The 16,635-nt window shown below is 63.1% G+C and carries 12 protein-coding genes; 5 read left to right on the top strand and 7 right to left on the bottom strand.

The annotated features are described in order from the left end of the window. The first annotated feature begins 84 nt into the window (after positions 1–84). On the top strand, positions 85–498 hold the full coding sequence (locus LD110_RS01005) for a DUF4870 domain-containing protein (RefSeq protein WP_225495708.1): 414 nt from the start codon (positions 85–87) through the stop codon (positions 496–498). 12 nt (positions 499–510) lie between these two features. Here LD110_RS01005 and hemW read toward each other — a convergent pair whose 3' ends face one another. After that, the gene (gene hemW, locus LD110_RS01000; RefSeq protein WP_225495707.1) at positions 511–1,740 is read right to left on the bottom strand and encodes a radical SAM family heme chaperone HemW; all 1,230 of its coding nucleotides are present in this window, start codon (positions 1,738–1,740) and stop codon (positions 511–513) included. A 36-nt stretch (positions 1,741–1,776) separates the two neighbouring features. Next, positions 1,777–3,633, bottom strand: coding sequence for a translation elongation factor 4 (gene lepA / locus LD110_RS00995; protein ID WP_225495706.1), 1,857 nt, complete (start codon positions 3,631–3,633; stop codon positions 1,777–1,779). 203 nt (positions 3,634–3,836) lie between these two features. Between lepA and LD110_RS00990 the strand changes: the two genes are divergently transcribed. Further along, the gene (locus LD110_RS00990; RefSeq protein ID WP_225495705.1) at positions 3,837–4,346 is read left to right on the top strand and encodes a type II toxin-antitoxin system PemK/MazF family toxin; all 510 of its coding nucleotides are present in this window, start codon (positions 3,837–3,839) and stop codon (positions 4,344–4,346) included. 188 nt (positions 4,347–4,534) lie between these two features. Beyond that, positions 4,535–4,795, top strand: a complete 261-nt coding sequence (rpsT, locus tag LD110_RS00985; protein ID WP_225495704.1) for a 30S ribosomal protein S20 — start codon at positions 4,535–4,537, stop codon at positions 4,793–4,795. A 93-nt stretch (positions 4,796–4,888) separates the two neighbouring features. Here the strand turns inward: rpsT and holA are convergent, their stop codons facing one another. The 5 genes from holA to leuS form a co-directional block, all read right to left on the bottom strand. Further along, positions 4,889–5,905, bottom strand: a complete 1,017-nt coding sequence (gene holA / locus LD110_RS00980; RefSeq protein ID WP_225495703.1) for a DNA polymerase III subunit delta — start codon at positions 5,903–5,905, stop codon at positions 4,889–4,891. A 93-nt stretch (positions 5,906–5,998) separates the two neighbouring features. Continuing rightward, complete coding sequence (locus LD110_RS00975) at positions 5,999–7,906, bottom strand: ComEC/Rec2 family competence protein (RefSeq protein ID WP_225495702.1); 1,908 nt, start codon at positions 7,904–7,906, stop codon at positions 5,999–6,001. A gap of 14 nt (positions 7,907–7,920) precedes the next feature. Beyond that, the gene (locus LD110_RS00970) at positions 7,921–8,907 is read right to left on the bottom strand and encodes a helix-hairpin-helix domain-containing protein (RefSeq protein ID WP_225495701.1); all 987 of its coding nucleotides are present in this window, start codon (positions 8,905–8,907) and stop codon (positions 7,921–7,923) included. Between the two features lie 49 nt (positions 8,908–8,956). Next, complete coding sequence (locus tag LD110_RS00965; protein ID WP_225495700.1) at positions 8,957–9,940, bottom strand: DegV family protein; 984 nt, start codon at positions 9,938–9,940, stop codon at positions 8,957–8,959. A 56-nt stretch (positions 9,941–9,996) separates the two neighbouring features. After that, positions 9,997–12,534 carry a leucine--tRNA ligase gene (leuS, locus tag LD110_RS00960; RefSeq protein ID WP_225496396.1) on the bottom strand — a complete coding sequence of 846 codons (2,538 nt, stop codon included), beginning with the start codon at positions 12,532–12,534 and terminating at the stop codon, positions 9,997–9,999. Positions 12,535–12,996: 462 nt separating this feature from the next. Between leuS and LD110_RS00955 the strand changes: the two genes are divergently transcribed. Both LD110_RS00955 and LD110_RS00950 read left to right on the top strand, forming a co-directional pair. Then, the gene (locus tag LD110_RS00955; protein WP_225495699.1) at positions 12,997–16,164 is read left to right on the top strand and encodes an efflux RND transporter permease subunit; all 3,168 of its coding nucleotides are present in this window, start codon (positions 12,997–12,999) and stop codon (positions 16,162–16,164) included. Beyond that, a complete protein-coding gene (locus LD110_RS00950) occupies positions 16,161–16,634 on the top strand; it encodes a hypothetical protein (RefSeq protein ID WP_225495698.1) in 474 nt (157 codons plus the stop codon). Before LD110_RS00955 ends, LD110_RS00950 begins: the two co-directional genes overlap by 4 nt. The last annotated feature ends 1 nt before the right edge of the window (position 16,635 follow it).

Here is a 16,635-nt window from a genome sequence, read left to right as displayed (position 1 = left end):
GGCCGCGCGAACGGTCCCTGACGTACCAAAGCAGTATTCTGGGAAGGCACCAATGCCTCTCAGCAGATTTTGAAGGAAGAAACCGTGGCACCAGACGCTCATGACGACCAGGACAAGGCCTCCGGCCAGCCCCCTTACCATGGCGTCCCCGCAAATGCCCTACCCCTGACGGCCAGTGAGGACCGCCAATGGGCCACGCTTGCACACTTCGGCGGGATCCTGGGCTGTGTGCCGTCCCTTCTGATCTACCTGATCTTCCGCGACCGTGGTCCATTTACCGCACAGGAGTCGAAGGAAGCCCTGAACTTCACCCTGCCACCCACGATTGCGGCGGTGATCGCGAATATCCTGGTGATAGTTCCTGTGGTCGGCAACTTCTTTGCCGTTATTGCCACGGCCATTTGGATAGCCCTCACCTGCTTCGCCGTGTCAGCTGGAATTCACGTCAACCATGGCCAGCCGCACCGCTACCGGTTCAACCTCCGCTGGATCAAGTAGCCCAGCACGGAGCTAGTCGGGCAGCACGCGCCGCACTACGGCATCTGCCAGCAGCCGGCCTTTCAACGTCAGTACCAGCTTTCCCCTAAAGGCCGCAGCTGGTTCAACCAGCCCTTCGGCGATTAGTCCGGCCATCGCGTGCCGTCCCACTTTGTCCAGCGCATCGACATCGAGTCCGCTGCCGAGCCGCACTTCAAGCATGATGCGCTCCATGGCCCGAGTGCCGGCGTCGAGCGTCTCCCGGCCAGCGGCGGGCGAGTGGCCCGCCGCGAGCCGTGAGGCGTAGGCCGTTGGGTGCTTGACGTTCCACCAGCGGACACCGCCTATGTGGGAGTGCGCACCCGGACCAATCCCCCACCAGTCACCACCCTGCCAGTACGCGAGATTGTGGCGGCATGCCTGCTCAGGGGTGCGGGACCAGTTGCTGACCTCGTACCATGTCAGGCCGGCCGCAGAGATGAGCTCATCGGCCAGTTCGTACTTCGCGGCATGATCGTCGTCGTCAATGCCGGGCACTTCGCCCCGCCGGATTTGGGCAGCGAGCTTGGTACCCTCTTCGACGATCAACGCATAGGCGCTGATATGGTCCGGGTTGTAGGACAGGGCGGTCTCGAGGGACCTCCGCCAATCGTCCATCGATTCGCCCGGCGTGCCGTAAATCAGGTCGAGGCTGACCGAAAGTCCGGCATCGCGGGCCCACTGCACCACCAGCGGCACCCGGCTGGGAGTGTGCGTGCGGTCCAAGACCTTGAGCACGTGAGGCACCGCGGACTGCATGCCAAAGGACACACGCGTGAATCCGGCCTCGGCAAGCACTTGCAGCGATTCCGGCGTGACAGAGTCCGGGTTGGCTTCAGTGGTGACTTCGGCCCCGTCTGCGATGCCCCACTGTTCGACGGCGGCAGCGAGTATCCGGGCCAGGTCGCCGGCCGGGAGAAGGGTGGGCGTTCCGCCACCGAAGAACACAGTGCTGAGCGTCCGGGACGGCAGCCCCGCCGCGTCCATGGCCCGGGCAGCGAACTCGACTTCCGAAACGGCCGTAGCGGCGTAGGCGTCCTGTGACGCCCCTCCGCCCAGCTCTGTGGCCGTGTATGTGTTGAAGTCGCAGTACCCGCAGCGCACGGCGCAGAACGGAATGTGCACGTAGAGGCTGAACGTGCGGCTGGTGGCACCTTCGATCACTTGGACAGGCAGGCTCCCGTCCAGCGGCGCAGGGGCGCCGATGGGCAAAACGCTAGGCACGGAAGCCTCCGTGCAGCGGGGTTGCCGCGTGGTTCACTACTTTTTTGCCTTGTCCTTGCTGCTGTCGTCGGTGGTAAGGGCTGCGATGAACGCTTCCTGCGGGACCTCTACTCGGCCCACCATCTTCATGCGCTTCTTGCCTTCCTTCTGCTTTTCAAGCAGCTTGCGCTTACGCGTGATGTCACCGCCATAGCACTTGGCGAGGACGTCTTTGCGGATAGCGCGAATGTTTTCGCGGGCGATGATCCGGGAGCCGATGGCAGCCTGGATGGGAACCTCGAATTGCTGCCTGGGGATCAATTCGCGCAGCTTGGACGTCATCATGACGCCATACGCGTAGGCCTTGTCACGGTGGGTGATCGCACTGAACGCGTCCACCTGCTCGCCCTGCAGAAGGATGTCCACCTTGACCAGATCGGCCACCTGCTCGCCTTCGGCTTTCCAGTCAAGCGAAGCGTAACCGCGTGTCTTGGACTTCAGTTGATCAAAGAAGTCGAAGACGATCTCCGCGAGGGGGATCCAGTAGCGCATCTCGACACGGTCCTCGGACAAGTAGTCCATGCCGCGCATCTGTCCACGACGGCCTTGGCAAAGTTCCATGATGGCACCTACGAATTCGTTGGGGGCCAGGATGGTGGCGGCCACCATCGGTTCACGTACCTCGTTGATCTTTCCGGAGGGGAACTCGGAAGGGTTAGTCACAGTCCTGACGGATTTGTCCTCAAGTGTCACCTCATAGACAACGTTTGGCGCCGTCGAAATGAGGTCCAGATTGAACTCCCGCTCCAGGCGCTCACGCACGATCTCAAGGTGCAGAAGACCCAGGAAGCCCACGCGGAAGCCAAAGCCAAGGGCCGCGGAGGTTTCCGGCTCATAGACCAGCGCGGCATCGTTCAGCTTGAGCTTGTCCAGCGCCTCGCGCAGGTTCGGGTAGTCCGTCCCGTCCAAGGGGTACAGGCCGGAGAAAACCATCGGCTTCGGATCCTGGTAACCGCCCAGTGACTCAGATGCCGGCTTTGCCTGGTTGGTGACCGTATCACCTACCTTGGACTGGCGAACATCCTTCACGCCAGTGATGAGATAACCTACTTCGCCGACGCCAAGCCCCTTGGTGGGGACCGGTTCCGGGGAACTCACTCCGATCTCAAGAAGTTCGTGGCTTGCCTTGGTAGACATCATCTGGATGCGCTCGCGCGGGCTCAGGTGTCCGTCAACGACGCGAACGTAAGTGACAACGCCGCGGTACGTGTCATACACGGAGTCGAAGATCATTGCGCGGGCGGGCGCATCTGCCTGACCGACGGGCGCCGGGATGTCCCGCACGATGCGGTCGAGGAGGGACTCAACGCCAATGCCTGTTTTGCCGGAAACCCTCATCACTTCGTCGGGGTCGCCGCCGATGAGGTTGGCGAGTTCTTCCGCATACTTCTCAGGCTGCGCCGCCGGGAGGTCGATCTTGTTGAGGACCGGGATGATTGTGAGGTCGTTCTCCATGGCCAGGTAGAGGTTGGCCAGGGTCTGCGCCTCGATGCCCTGTGCCGCGTCCACGAGGAGGACGGCACCTTCACAGGCAGCAAGTGACCGCGAAACTTCGTAAGTGAAGTCGACGTGGCCGGGAGTGTCGATCATGTTCAGCGCGTAGGCGGTATTATCCACTTCCCACGGCATGCGCACGGCCTGCGACTTGATGGTGATGCCGCGCTCCCGCTCGATGTCCATACGGTCCAGGTACTGGGCCTTCATGTCCCGGGCCTGGACGACACCGGTGAACTGCAGCATGCGGTCCGCAAGGGTCGACTTACCGTGGTCGATGTGGGCGATGATGCAGAAGTTCCGGATGATCGCCGGATCTGTTGCGGCAGGCACCGGGGCGGTGCGGGCCATGGGAGACACGCAGAGTCCTTACTGTCGACACTCACACGGCAGGCTCTGAAGTTCCAGTTGTTCGGGCCCGGCCGCATATCTGATCCTCTAGTCTCCCACGTCCCGGCCCTATGGCGCGCATCGGTGGAGAAGGTCCGGGCGCCCCTCGCGTTGAGTGCGTGACTGCCAGGCGCAGGACAACCGATTGCACCACCGTCGCCTACCGTGGAGGCATGGCACTCAATCTCGGCTCCCTTGGAAACCTGCTCAGGCGATCACTCCGTGTTCTTCGCGCTGCCCCGGTACGCAAAGAAGCGCAGCAGTCCCGGACCGAAACGCTAAGCAGGCGCTACCCGGGGGACTTCCAAGGACAGGCAACCCTGAAATATTCGCCCAGCCCCGACGGCAGGCCCGATCCGGGAGAAATAGTGTGGTCGTGGGTACCCTTCGAGGAGGATTTCACCCAAGGCAAGGATCGCCCTGTGCTCCTCGTAGGCCGTGATGGCAACTGGCTGCTGGGGTTGATGCTAACCAGCAAGGACCATGACAATCACCGCTATGCCGAGGACTACGTCGACATCGGTGTTGGCCCCTGGGATGCCAGGCGCCGGCCCAGCGAGGCGCGGCTGGACAGGATCATCCGCGTGGATCCGGAAGGCATTAGGCGTGAAGGCGCCGTGTTGGATTCCCGGACCTTCCGGGCCGTGGCGTCTGCCCTTCGGATTCGGCAAGGGTGGAAGTAGCCAACCCGGTGCGGAACTATTGATCGATCCAGCCCAACCTTCGCTGATCTGCTAAGATTTATGGCTGTGTGTCCGTGCAGGTCGACGGTCACTGATGGTTGGCTGCCATAGGCATCCCCACGCCGCTCAGTCGATGGCCAACCTGAAAGCCCTCTAGACCATTTCCGCATTAAAAAGAGAGTTCACACGTGGCTAATATCAAGTCCCAGAAGAAGCGCATCCTGACCAACGAGAAGGCTCGCCTGCGTAACAACGCCGTCAAGTCCGAGTTGAAGACCGCCATCCGCGCGGTCAACACCGCTGTTGAGTCAGCGAACAAGGATGCTGCGACTACTGCTCTTATCGCTGCCAGCCGCAAGCTGGACAAGGCTGTCAGCAAGGGTGTTATTCACAAGAACAACGCTGCAAACCGCAAGTCGGCGATCTCCAAGAAGGTCAACGCCCTCTAAGGTTTTCCAGTTCGACTGAGCTGACCACTGGCCGGCATCCCTCAGGGGATGGCCGGCCAGTAGTGTTTTCAGCAACCACTACGACAGCACCGGTCAGCGCCTGGCAGCAGAAGTGGCTATGACCGTGACGGCGTGCTCCACAGCATAAACGGGGTCCCTGGCCAAGCCCTTAACTTGGGCATCAGCCTCCGCCGTGACCTGAATTGAACGAATCAGCCCTTCAGGCGTCCAACGCCGGACGTCCCTTTGGGCCTGCTCGACAAGCCACTGCTGCATCCCCAGTTGACGGGCAATTTGCGCCGGTGATCCTTGCGCCCCGGCAACCTTGGCGAGTATCCGGAGCTTCGACGCCAAGGCAGCAACCAGCGGCACGGGGTCAACCCCCGTTGCGAGGGCGTGCCGAAGACTTGAAAGGGCAAGCGCGGCGTTACCCGCCATTGCTGCGTCGGCAACCTTGAATGCCGTGGCCTCAACCCTTCCTCCGTAGTACTTTTCCACGGTTTCGGTATCAACGGTTGTTGTGGAATCAGAGATGAGCTGACTGCACGCGGCAGCCAGTTCGGAGAGACTGGCGCCGACGGCGTTCACGAGGGCCTGGACTGCCTGCGGTTCGATCCGCCTGCCTCCGGCTTTGAATTCAGCCACAACGAACGCCGTCTTGTCCGTGTCCTTCTTGAGTGGCTGGCAATCCACGGACGGCCAGCCGCCCGCCTTGACGGCGTCAAGCAGCTTTTTTCCCCGTGCGCCGCCTGCATGCCGCAGGACCAGGACGACATCATCCGCAGGATTAGCGATAAAAGCCATTGCGTCTGCCAGAAATGCCTCGTTCATCGCTTCAAGGCCGTCGACTTCGATCAACTTCCCTTCTCCGAAGAGGGACGGAGCCGCCGCCATTGCCAGCGCACCAGGTTCGTAGGAGGCCGCATTCAGCCTAGTGACTTCGACGTCGGGCTGGGAGGAACGAACCTGGCTTCGGATCCTGTCCATGGCGCGGATGCCCAGGTACTCCTCGGGTCCGGTGATAAGCACCACAGGGGCTGGGTCGATGTTCCGCCATCCGGCCGGACCAACAGGCGCGCCCTTGGAACGTAGGTTTTGGGCAGCAGCCAATGTCAGGTCCTCCCGGAAGGTTTCTTGCAGACTACAAGTCTGCCATGGCCAACAAGATGCCGTCAGTGGCTCCCGCGCTTGCAACGCTGCCACTCAAGGCGAGCCCCGCTTCCGCTTGCCAGACCTTCGAGGCTTGCCCGAACCGGTCCCCGAACTGCCCGATCGGAGAACTAACGGAAAGGCGAACCGTGGACGCGGGAGGCGGGCGGCGCCCTGAGCAAAGGAGCCCTGAGCAAAGCTGTCCATCCAGCCGACAACAAGGGTGTGGGCCGCCAAGGTTGTTTCCAGGACCGCGCGCGAGTGCGTGAGGAGCCACAGCAGGCCAATGGTCACGACGGAGCACAGGATCATGCTGAAAACCCCCACTGGCCCCTCAGCCCAAGGAAGAGTGGACCCGGGGAGGCCGGCGAAAAACCTTGCCACCGCCGCCACGCCAGCGGTCGCGGCTCCCGCGAGCCAAAGAAGCCCGTGGCCCGCCCACGGCAAAAGAGGTGTCACCGGCACCGCGAGTGTTCCCAGGACCGTGATCGGCGCCACGAAAGGAGCGGCCACCACGTTTGCAATAAGCGCGTAGGGCGAGAATCCCGGTTGCAGGGCCACAACGACAGGCGAGCAGAAGAGCTGGGCTGAGAGGGGCACTGCAAGAGCCATCGCCAGCCAGCCGGGCAGCCAGGTCTGAAGCCATCGTTGAAGCTTGGCGCCGAGCAGCAGAATGCCCGTTGTAGCGGCCACGGAGAGCAAAAAGCCCACGCTGGTCCCCAGCAACGGATCGGCGATAAGGAGTCCCGTGACGGCGAGGCAGAGGAACCCCAATGAACGGCCCCTTCGACCACCCGATAGTGCTCCTATGGCAATGGCACCCATCACGGCGGCACGGAGCACGCTGGGATCAGGCCCAACCAGTGTGACAAACCACAACAATCCGGAGAGTGCCGCCATTGTGGCAAGGGGGCGCGGCATCCGAAGGCTTCGGGCAGCAGCAAGAAGACAACCGAGAACCAGGCTGCAATTGGCTCCGCTGACTGCGGTCAAATGGGTCAGCCCCACCGTTTTCATGGCCTGCTCCAGTGACTCATCCAAACTGGACGTATCGCCGGTAACCATGCCGGGAAGCAAGCCTGCCGCGTCACCGTGCAGGAACGCGGCCGCCGCCCGGAAAGTCTCACGGAGCTGGGTGGGGGCGGCCAAGGGTGGAGCCTCTTTCCCGAGCAGCCTGGGCGGAGCGCTGGCGGAGAGCCTCGCTGCCTCCGCGCGTCCGGGTTGTCCTTCCTTGAGTTTCCCCACGGCCCGCACCCTGTCTCCCGGCACCAGTCGGGACCATTCGGTCCCGCCCGTGACAATCAGCGAGGCATCTGACGTAATGCGCTGGCCATCCGTGGTCAGTGACACGATATTGGCCGGAACGGCCCATCGGGACCCCGGCCGCGGAGTACCGCTGCTTGGCGCTTCCGGCGGATCGGATGAGACTTCGCCACTGGAAGATCCCCCAGATGAGAGAGGGCGCGGCGGCCCCGTGATAGCCAGTTCGGCGACGACTGTCCTGCCACGATCCGCTGCGTCCGGAACATGACCTTCGGTGCGCTGCAGTGCTCCAACACCGGCGTGGATGGCTACGGCAGCGGACATAAGAATAGCCAACGCGGCCGTCGCGGCTAAGGAACCCCGCGGTAGCCCTGTCCTGGAGGTGATTCCTTTGGCGCCGCGGCTGCAGGCGTTAACGGCACCGATGATAGCCCCGACCGCCAGCAAGAGAAGTCCGCCCACCAGCACAGGTGCGGCGGGCAGGACGTTGGCAACTCCTGCTGTGGCCCATGCCATTCCGGCAGTGGGAACGAGGCGAAAATCCGCACGCCGGCGGCTTGCTGCAGGCTCACCCGTACGCTGGTTTCGGCTGGAATTGCTGGACTCGGTTGCAGTCACTGGGGTGCGGCCCGCTTCGGGGTCCTTGGCCGTGAGCCGGACAACTAGTTGTGCGACGATCACTGCGCAAAGTTGCTTCATGTTGCGCCGCACTGTCACACCGTTACGAACGGACGGAGTGCTTCAAGCATCTTGGGACCTATGCCGTCCACGGCGTCCAGCTCGTCGACCGAGCTGAACGGACCATGCTCGGTTCGAAACGTTACGATCTTTCCCGCCAGGACGGGCCCTACCCGGGGCAGGGAGCCAAGCTCTTCCGCCGTAGCCTGGTTGATGTTCACAGTTCCTCCGGCGGCTCGTCCGGGAACTGCGGCGGTAGGAGTTCCACCGGATGCCCCGCCCGCCGTCGATTGAGCCCCACTATTGGCATTGCCCGCGCCGCCTACTTGGGCGACTTCCCCGCGCCGCGGCACGTGGAGCTTGTCCCCGTCCCGCACCGTGCCTGCCAGGTTCAACTGGTTCGCGTCGGCATCAGCGGCCGCTCCCCCTGCCGCTGCGATGGCTTCGAACACACGGCTGCCCTCCGGGAGCGTCACGACGCCGGGACGTGCCACCGCACCGGCAACATGGACCACCACCGGCTTGGCCGACCTCCCGCCGCCGCTGGGCTCTGTGTTTGCACCAACCGCGTGCTTGGATCCGTCCTGATGTGAGGCAACTGGATCCAACGGCACAGCGGTGGACCGACCGGTAAAAGCGGTCCAAGCGAACCAACCTGCCAGCATCACCACCGGCAACACCAGAAGCATGACGATACGTGGCCTTGCTTTCCATCTGGCCCGGTCTTCTGCGTCCCTGTGGTGGAGGTCGCGCTCTGCCGCCCTTGCGTCCCTACGACTGGCGGACGGGTCTCCGGCGCTTGGGACCTCGAGGGGCAGAACACCTTCAGGCACTCCTCCATCGGGCAGGACTGCAGCAGCTGAGTCCGCGTGTGCGTCATCCGTTCCACCGCTGGGACGGAAGCCGGAATCATCAGGGAACAGCCCGCCGTCGGGCTCTGGGCGACCGAGCGAGGCCGCCAACCTGCGGCGCGCAGAAGGCGCCGCTGTAGTGGCTGAGGCTCCCCGGTCCCGTCGCGGCATGCTGTTCAGCCTAGGTTCCGTGCCGGAATGAACGCATTGGCACAAGGAGCTATGTGGACAAATGCTCCGAATGCCCTCTCTCACCCACAACGACGGCGAGCACACCAAGGCCGGCGTGGGCCGCAAGAACTGCAGGAAGGGAACTGAGCTGAGGAGCCGGGCATCCCCCGCATTGCTCCGCGAGCCGTTCGGCAAGTTGCCGGGCTTCAGCTTGGTTACCAAAATGGTGCACCGCAATACGAGCTGCTCCGGGCGGACGGGATTTCACGTCGGCAGCGGCAATTTCCTCGAGGCGCGCCACGGCCCGTGCAGCGGACCGGACCTTTTCCACCGGAACGATCTTGCCGCCGTCGACGGCCAAGATGGGCTTGATGGCGAGCATGGTCCCAAGAACCGAGGCGGCAGTGCCGATCCGCCCGCCGCGGCGCAGTTGCTCCAGGCTCGGCACGTAGAAGTACACCTTAGTGCGGTCCAGGCATTCCTGGGCGGCCCGCACCGATTCCGGTGCGGCCGCGCCTTGTCCCGCAGACGCCACCGCGGCCTGGACACCCATCCCCTGTGCCATGCCAACGGTTCGTGAGTCGAGCACTTCTACAGGGATGCCAACCCGTCCAGCCGCCAGTCGAGCGGCGTCGGACGTGCCAGACAGATCGGCAGAAATATGGATCGACACCACCGACTCGAAGCCCCGGTCCTGCGCTACCCGGTAAGCCTGCTCGAACTGCCCCGGTGAGGGCCGGGAAGTCTTGACGACCGATCCCGCAGCGAGGGCGACGGACAGCGTCCGGGCGATGTCGTCGTCGCCTTCGCCGTAGATTTCGTCGCCCACCATTACTGGCATCGGCACCACCGTTAGCCGGCCGTCGGCCAGCAGGGGCTCGCTCCACTCGGCTGGGAGCGCAGCGGCAGAGTCAGTCACAACAGCGGTTCGTACGACGACGGCCTGGTCGCCGCTGTCCTGAACGGCCTGCTGGCGCAGGCGCACCAAGGCGTCACGGAGCCTTAGCCACCGTCCGGGTTCCCGCTCCGCCACGCATACCCCCTGTGGTCCGTTGGTGGCCGCCGGGAAGCCCGGCGGCCGTTCACCGGCTAGGCCGGGACGATGTTGACCAGCTTAGGCGCCCGTACGATCACCTTCGCGATGCCACGGCCGTCCAGGGCGCGCTGCACGTTCTCCGATGCCAAGGCCAGTTCCTGGAGGTCAGCGTCGGCTATGGAGGGCGAAACCTCCAGCCGATCCCTGACCTTGCCCTGTACCTGGACAACAGCAGTGACCGTCTCTTGGACCAGGAGCGACTCGTCCACGGCGGGCCACGATGCGTTAACCACCGAAGCCGGGTGTCCCAGGACGTTCCATAGGTCCTCGGCCGTGTAGGGCGCGAACATGCTCAGGATGATGGCGACGGCCTCCACAGCCTCACGGACTGCCGGGTCGGAGCCGCCGGGGCCGTTGTCGACCGACTTGCGCGTTGCATTGACCAGTTCCATCGCTTTCGCGATGACGACGTTGAACTTGTGTGCCTCGACCAGATCCGACACGTCGGCGAGCGTTCGGTGCGTGACGGAGCGCAGGCTCCTGTCGCCGTCGGAAGGGTCGGTGCCGGGAGCGCTGCTGACGTCCTGGCCGAGCCGCCAGGCACGCGCGAGGAACTTCGCCGAGGCGGCCGGTGACACGTCGGCCCAGTCGATGTCGTCTTCCGGCGGGGACGCAAAGACCATGGTGAGGCGAACCGCGTCAACGCCGAACTTGTCGAGCTGTTCGCCAAGGTCCACGCCGTTGCCCAGGGACTTGCTCATGGCCTTGCCGCCATTCAGTACCTGGCCCTGGTTCATCAATGATGCGAACGGCTCGTCAAAGTCGATCAGCCCAATGTCCTTGATGACCTTGGTGAAGAAGCGGCTGTAGAGCAGGTGCAGAATGGCGTGCTCCACGCCGCCGACATACTGCGCCACGGGCATCCATGCCTTCGCCGCCTCGGGATCGAAGGGGCCCTCGGTGTAGTCAGGCGACAGATAGCGCAGGTAGTACCAGGACGAGTCCACGAAGGTGTCCATGGTGTCCGTATCACGCCGGGCGGAACCGCCGCAGGATGGGCAGCTCACGTTGACCCAGCCCTCGGCCGCCGCCAGCGGAGAAGTGCCCTTGGGGGCCAATTGTTCGCCGCGGAGGTCGTCCGGCAGGCGCACAGGCAACTGCTCGTCAGGTACCGGCACCTCGCCGCATTCTTCGCAGTGGATGATGGGGATGGGTGCGCCCCAGAACCGCTGGCGTGACAAGAGCCAGTCACGCAGACGGTAATTCACGGTGCCCTGGCCTGTTCCGGCGGACTCGACGATCTCGATCGCCTTGGCAATGCCGTCGGCCTTGGACAGTCCATCCAGGGGGCCTGAGTTGATGACGGTGCCCTCACCGCTCGTGGCGATACCGGACACGTTGGGATCTTCTTCTCCCGTGTCCAAAACTGCGCGCACCGGAAGGTCGAATGCCCTGGCAAAGTCCAGGTCACGCTGATCATGGGCCGGAACAGCCATGATGGCGCCAGTCCCGTAGTCCGCCAGGACATAGTCGGCCGCCCAGACGGGCAACTTCTCCCCGTTCAGCGGGTTGATGGCGTAGCGTCCCAGGAAGACGCCGGTTTTTTCGCGGTCCGTGTTCTGGCGCTCAATTTCCGACAGCGCTTTGACGCGGTCCTGATATTCGCTGAGGGCTTCGGCACGTCCCGGAGTGACCAGCTCTGCGGCCAAGTCAGCGTCCGCGGCGACGACGAAGAACGTGGCACCGTACAGGGTGTCGGGGCGTGTGGTGAATACGGTGACCTTGTTTTCGGCCAAGTTTCCGTCGGCACCGTCTGTTGCTTGGATGACGAAGTCGACGTGCGCCCCCTCGGAGCGGCCGATCCAGTTCCGCTGCATGGCGAGAACCCGCTCGGGCCAGTGGCCTTCGAGTTCGTTCATGTCGTCCAGGAGGCGGTCGGCATACTCGGTGATCTTGAAGTACCACTGGTTCAGCGCCTTTTTGGTCACTGGGGTACCGCAGCGTTCACAAGCACCATTAACAACTTGCTCGTTAGCTAGGACGGTCTGGTCCTTGGGGCACCAGTTCACCGGGTGGTTCTTGCGGTAGGCGAGCCCACGCTCGTAGAAGCGCAGGAAAAGCCACTGGGTCCACCGATAGTATTCGGGGTCCGAGGTGTGGAGGCGGCGGGACCAGTCCAGGCTCAGGCCGTACCGCTTGAACGAGGCGGCCTGGGTTTCAATGTTGGCGTAGGTCCACTCACTCGGGTGGGCGTTGCGCTTGATGGCCGCGTTCTCGGCCGGCAGTCCGAAGGAGTCCCAGCCAATTGGGTGCAGCACGTCGTATCCCTTGAGCCGCCAGTAGCGCGCTACCACATCCCCCATTGCGAATGCCTCGGCGTGCCCCATGTGCAGGTCGCCGGAAGGGTACGGGAACATATCCAGGACGTAGCGGCGTTCACGGGATCCGTCGTCGAGTGGCGTGAAGACTTTGAGGTCTTCCCATACCTGTGGCCACTTGGCCTCCATCGCAGCGAAACTGTAGCTGCCGTCCGAGCTTCCCTCGCCTGCTGCCTGTGCTGTTCCGGTTTCTGTCTCCGGCTGAACGCTCACTGCTACCCTCTTCTGTTCTTCCATGACGCCTGCCCGGTCATGACGGTTCCCGCTCCTGCCTTGGACCAGATGGTCCCTAACACACAAAAGCCCCTCGACATGGAGGGGCGGCCGCTCGGCGTAATGTGCCGGGCGGCTAGCTAAGCAGGAGGCTCGCGTGCATGGTTCTACTTTAGCCGCTCCACGGTATATCGCGCGAAGGCAGAATATAGGTAATTCATAGGTAGTCAGAAGGTATTTTTTAGAAAAATCAAGTACAATCCGCCGAAAATCGAGTAGCGACTACGCTTTGCGGGCACAGCCCGGCAAGTTCAGTATTTCTTCTAGGTCTGGGGGATATTGCCAAAGGTCTCAGGTTGAGGAGCCTGACATGAAACTTTGGTGCGCCGAATATCCGCCTACGCCTAAGGATTCGGCAGTTCAGTACGATTCGTACTCCCCCAGCGAACGCAGGCGCTAGCCATGTTCGGCTGGGTTTCGCGGTTCAGCCTTCAGTTCCGGATCCTGGTGCTTGCCATTGCCGCGGGCATCATTGCCTTTGGAATTGTCAACATTCCCCGTATGGCCGTCGACGGCCTGCCAGAATTCGGCCCTGCCCAAGTCGAGATCCAGACTGAGGCACTGGGCTTATCCGCAGCGGAAGTTGAGCAGCTCATCACCACGCCCATGGAGGCCGACCTGCTCAACGGGGTCCCTTGGCTGGAGGAAATCCGGTCCAAATCCGTGCCGGGCCTGTCCGCCATTGAACTTGTCTTCCGTCCCGGCACCGATCTGATGCGTGCCAGGCAACTGGTGGGCGAACGCATGACGCAGGCACACGCCCTGCCAAACGTGTCCTCGCCGCCATTGATCATGCAGCCATTGTCTTCCACCAGCCGGCTCCTGATGGTGCGGATGTCCTCCAAGCAACTGTCCGGCATTGACATGTCCGTCCTTGCACGGTGGAAGATCAAGCCAAGGCTCATTGGTGTGCAGGGGGTAGCCAACGTCTCCATCTGGGGCCAGCGCGAACAGCAGCTCCAGGTTGAAGTCAACCCCAGCACCTTGCGCGACAAGGGCGTAACCCTTGAGCAAATCGTCAAAACCACGGGCAACGCAGTATGGGTTTCACCCCTGAGCTTCCTGGAGGCTTCAACGCCAGGCACCGGTGGGTTCATCGAATCCTCCAACCAGCGCCTGGGTATCCAGCACGTCTTGCCGATCCGGAATCCCCAGGAACTTTCACAGGTACACGTTGAGGATTCCAACCCATCGCTCGTCCTGGGTGATGTGGCCACGGTTAAGGAAGACCACCAGCCACTAATCGGCGATGCCGTCGTCGGGCAGGATCCAGGGCTGCTGTTGGTTGTGGAGAAGTTCCCCAACGCAAACACCTTGGAAGTGACCAAGGCAGTCGAGGCCGCCCTCAAGGACCTTGAACCCGGCCTCACGGGTGTGGAGCTGGACACAAGCGTATTCCGCCCGGCGTCTGCGCTGCAGGAAACGGTCGATCAGCTTGGCATCGCGCTGCTGGTCAGCCTCCTCCTGTTTGTCGCGCTGTTCTGGCTCCTCTTTAGGTCCTGGCGCGCGGCTCTGGTGGCGTTTGTGTCGCTGTCGACATCCGTGACCGCTGCGGTCCTGGTCCTGCAAATGCAAGGGGCAACACTGAACGTCACGGTCCTAGTGGGCATCCTCTTGGGCGTGTCTCTCATCGTGGGAGACATGGTGGAGGACGTCCACGCCCAGCTGCGCGGCTCGCCCATACCTATCGGCGCCCAGCACAATGGGGACTTCAAGTCATACGTGACCGCCGCAGTCCGGTGGGTACGCACCCCCCTGCTGCTGTCCGCGCTCACCGTCGTCCTGGTTATGGTGCCAGTTCTCTTCTCCACCGGCATCGGTACTGCTTTCTTCAGGCCACTCATCTGGTCGATGGCCCTGGCACTTTTGACAGCCTTTGTTGTCGGCATCAGTTTGACGCCGGTCCTTGCCCACTTGCTGCTGAAGAAGGATGCTGTTCGGCGGCCTGATCCGAGCCGCTTCGCGAGGGTAAGAAGCTACTACGGCCAGGCCCTTGACCGGGGACGCCGGATGCTTCCCCTCGGTGCGGCGGTGGTCGGCGTCGTCGGACTCGCCGGCCTGCTGGCCGCGTCACAGCTGCCAGGCGGCCGTCCGGTCGTGCCGACCCTTCAGGATCGCACCATCCTGGTGCAATGGGACGCGATGGCCGGAACGGCCACGTCCGAAGTCAGCAGGATCGCGGCCCGCGCGGCCGATGAACTCCGGACTGTCAGTGGTGTCACAAGTGTGGGCGGACATGTGGGCCGTGCCATTACCTCCGACCAGGTGGTAGGCAACAGCTCAGCCGAACTGTGGGTCTCGGTGGCCAGGAACGCCGACTACTCTCGGGTTGAAAGCTCGGTCCAGGAAATCGTCAATGGATACCCCGGTATCGCGCACAACCTGATCAGCTACTCCCAGCAGCAAGTCGGCAACACACGCGCTGCCATCGAGCCCGACTTCGCGGTCCGGGTTTACGGAACGGACACTAACATCCTGGGCCAGAAGGCTGAGGAGGTCCGTAAAGCCCTGGAGGGCGTGAACGGGCTAAAGTCTCCGCGCATCAACTCCACCACCAGGCTTCCCGTCCTGGAGGTCGAAGTTGACCTCAAAGCTGCGCAAACAGCGGGCATCAAGCCCGGTGACGCCAGGCGTGCAGCGGCAACACTGATGCAAGGAATCGTGGTGGGCAATCTCTTCGAGCAGCAGAAGGTGTTCGAAGTGGTCGTACGCGGAACGGCCAGTGTTCGCGGCGACCTGACCAGCCTGCGTGAGCTTCTGCTGGACACGCCGAATGGCGGTCATGTGAAGCTCGGCGACATCGCGTCGGTGCGACTCGCAGCCAACGAGACTGTCATCAACCACTACGCCACAAGCCGATACATCGACATTTCCGCCGAAGTCAGCGGACGCCCGCTGGCCGACGTCGAACGCGATATTCAGTCGGCGATCAGCGCCATTAAGTTCCCACTGGAATACCACGCGGAAATCCCCACGAGGTACGCCGAGCAGCAGAACGCAGACATGCTGGTGATGGGAATCGGTGCGGCAGCCCTCCTGGGCGTCCTGATCCTCCTGCAGACCGCGGTCCGCAGTTGGAAGACCGCGGTGGCAGCGTTCCTCGGACTCCCAGCGGCACTATCGGGCGGCTTCCTCGCAGCGTTCCTAGCTGGCCGCACGGTGCCCTGGGTTTCCCTGGCGATGCTGGCCGTCCTGCTTGCCATTGCAGTCCGCAACACGGCGGTCTTCTCCGCCACGTGTGACCGCGGTTGGCGGGAGCACCCTGGGGCGTCGCGCGCCACAGTGGTCATGGCCGCCGCCAGGGAACGTGTAGCACCCGTGATCAAGGCTGCAGCGGTCATGGTCGCAGTGCTTATCCCGGTCGCCCTCTTGGGTGGGGCAGCGGGGCAGGCTGTTGTGGCGTCCATGGCCCTGATCGGCGTCGCTGGCTTGGTAACCACGACCCTCTTCGCTCTCCTTGTGGTCCCGCTGGTGCTGTTGTGGTTCGGTCCCGAACATGGCCCGGAGGACTGGGAAGCAATCTACCGTGTGGAAGTCCCTGTGACGCAGGAAAAGGTGGAAGCAAAATGACACGTCGTCGTCTATCCGGCCGTCAGGCGGCGGCCGGTGTGGCCAGTTCTGCCTGGCTGGTTCTCGGCTTGTTCTTCCTGTCGGGCTGCAGCCAGTCGGTGGCGGCGTCCTCGACGTCGTCGGCGGGTGAGCAGGCGGCCAAGGTTGAGAAGAACGCCACGACCGGAATCGCCAAGATCACACTCTCGGAGAAGGCCATCAACCGCTTGGACCTGAAGACCACAACGGTCCAGGCCGGAACGGCCGGCGCCGCGCTGACATTGCCATATGAGGCGCTGCTCTACGACGCCAAGGGTGCCACCTGGGTTTATACGAGCCCCGCGCCGCGCGTTTACCAGCGGCAGGCAGTCACGGTGTCCCGGATTGAAGGCAACACAGTCTTTGCAGCGGCCGGGCCGCCCGCTGGGACCGTGATCGTCACTACTGCCGCGGCCGAGCTGTTCGGCGCCGAATTCGACACGGCCCACTGAC

The sequence above is a fragment of the Arthrobacter sp. M4 genome (genome assembly GCF_020251205.1).
GTDB lineage: Bacteria > Actinomycetota > Actinomycetes > Actinomycetales > Micrococcaceae > Arthrobacter.
The sequence above is the reverse complement of the archived record's forward strand: the minus strand, read 5'-3'. Positions and strand labels throughout refer to the sequence as shown.

Coding starts and splice junctions, on each gene's coding strand:
- LD110_RS00990 (WP_225495705.1), top strand. CDS start 3,837: ATGGCACTCAATCTCGGCTCCCTTGGAAACCTGCTCAGGCGATCACTC.
- LD110_RS00975 (WP_225495702.1), bottom strand. CDS start 7,906: ATGAAGCAACTTTGCGCAGTGATCGTCGCACAACTAGTTGTCCGGCTC.
- LD110_RS00970 (WP_225495701.1), bottom strand. CDS start 8,907: ATGCCGCGACGGGACCGGGGAGCCTCAGCCACTACAGCGGCGCCTTCT.
- LD110_RS00955 (WP_225495699.1), top strand. CDS start 12,997: ATGTTCGGCTGGGTTTCGCGGTTCAGCCTTCAGTTCCGGATCCTGGTG.
- LD110_RS00950 (WP_225495698.1), top strand. CDS start 16,161: ATGACACGTCGTCGTCTATCCGGCCGTCAGGCGGCGGCCGGTGTGGCC.